At 70.2% G+C, this 1686-nt stretch carries 1 protein-coding gene; it reads right to left on the bottom strand.

Annotated elements, in window-relative coordinates; all coding sequences use genetic code 11:
- Positions 1–133: 133 nt before the first annotated feature.
- Positions 134–1591, bottom strand: coding sequence for a SusD/RagB family nutrient-binding outer membrane lipoprotein (locus VFE05_20415; GenBank protein ID HET6232451.1), 1458 nt, complete (start codon positions 1589–1591; stop codon positions 134–136).
- Between the last annotated feature and the right edge of the window lie 95 nt (positions 1592–1686).

Consider the following 1686-nt stretch of genomic DNA (forward strand, 5'->3'; position numbering starts at 1 on the left):
GGGAGGGGCTGGGGGAGGGGGCACCCTTTCCGCCCGAACGAACCTCCCGGTCATTCCCAAAGCGAAGCGGGCGCCGGAAAGATCCCGGCGCCCGCCTCACCTGCTACTGCTCACCCTCACCGCCTGCTCAGCCTCACGGGCAGCGGTTCGGGTCGTTGGGGTTGCGGAAGCCGCCCACGCTGGCGCCGCCCACTCGCACGCCGCCGTTGGTGACCTGCGCGTTCACGTCGGGAATGTTGGGGTTCGCGTTCTGCTCCGTCTGGCCGTAGAACAGGCGCCCCGGCACCTCGCCGCTGACCACGCCGTCACCCACCACCGGGTGCAGGTTGAGGCCCGCGTAGCACGTGCGCTTGTAGTCGTTCCACGCCTCGATGTTCTGGAACTCCGCGATGTACTTCTCGGCCACGATCGCCTGGAAGAGCGCGGTGCCCGTGAGACCCACCAGCGCCGGGAGCGGCGCCGCAGTGTCGTCGGCGTGGCGTACCGCCGCGCGGGCGTTGTTCAGGTGCACCAGGGCCGGGCCGTCCTGGCCGCGCTTCTGGTACGCCTCGGCCAGGATCAGCTCGTTCTCCAGGTACGTCACCAGCGGCTGGCGGAACGTCGGGCTGTTCCGCGCGCCGTTGAGCGGCGACGCGCCGTTCGGCGACGGCGTGCCCGTGGGCTGGTCCTCGCCGCCGAAGCCCCCGCCCGGCGCCTCGCCGAAGTAATCGGCGCGGCGCGGGTCGTTGCGCGCGTTCATCAGGTCCACGAGCAGCTTGCCCGCCACGATGTCGTTGCCGAAGCCCGTCGTGTTGAACTGGAACCAGACGTTGCGCTCCGACGTGGCGCTGGTGTGCAGCGCCCGCCAGTCGTTGTTCGGCGACGTGATGCCGTGCAGCGCCGCCGCGATGGCGCTGTCGTAGGCAGCCGCGCCCCGAACCTCTGCGGTGTGCATGAAGTAGCGCGCCTTCAGCGTGTAGGCCGCCGGCACCCACTTCGCCGAGCCGCCGGCCCCGTACACCAGGTCCACCGCCTCCGGGCCCTGCCCCGTGCCCGAGCCGACCTCGCGGATCGCCTCGTTGAGCACGCGCTGCAGGTCGTCGTACACCTGCAGCTGCGGGTCGAGGTTGGGCGTGGGGTGGCCGACCGGGTCGGCCGCCTCGCGGTACGGGACGTCGCCCCAGATGTCGGCGGCCGTGCCGATGTCGAAAGCCTCCCACACCTTGGCGATCCCCAGGTACACGGAGTCGCCGCGGATCCGCGAGGTGTCCTGCACCTGCCGGATGTCGACCAACCCGCCGCCGGCGTACGACTGGGTGAAGTCGCCGGAGAAGTCCGAGTTGGTGAAGGTGTAGCCGGCCCGCTCCTCCACGAAGCGGCCGCCCACCCCGGCGCAGCCCTGCGTGAACATACAGGCGGCCTCGGCCACGCCGGACTCCTGGATGCCGAACTGGGCGGCCTGCACGGCCACGAACAGCTGGTTCCGCGAGGCCGAGGTGGCCTGGTTCGGGTCCTTGGTCGCCTTCGAGTCGGTCAGGAAGTCGCTGCAGCCGCCGGCACCCAGGACCAGGGCGGCGCCGACTGCCAGGTTCAGCGTTCTAGCTCTAAACATGAGCATTCACCCGGGTCAGTGGCTCAGGGATACCGAGACGACGAACGAACGCGTCTGCGGCATGATGAAGTAGTCCATCCCGCGGGTCTTCTGCA

This window comes from Longimicrobiaceae bacterium (assembly GCA_035696245.1).
In the GTDB taxonomy this organism is placed as follows: Bacteria; Gemmatimonadota; Gemmatimonadetes; order Longimicrobiales; family Longimicrobiaceae; genus DASRQW01.

Excerpts from the sequence above, each read along its gene's own strand:
- VFE05_20415 (HET6232451.1), bottom strand. The coding sequence starts at position 1,591 with ATGTTTAGAGCTAGAACGCTGAACCTGGCAGTCGGCGCCGCCCTGGTC.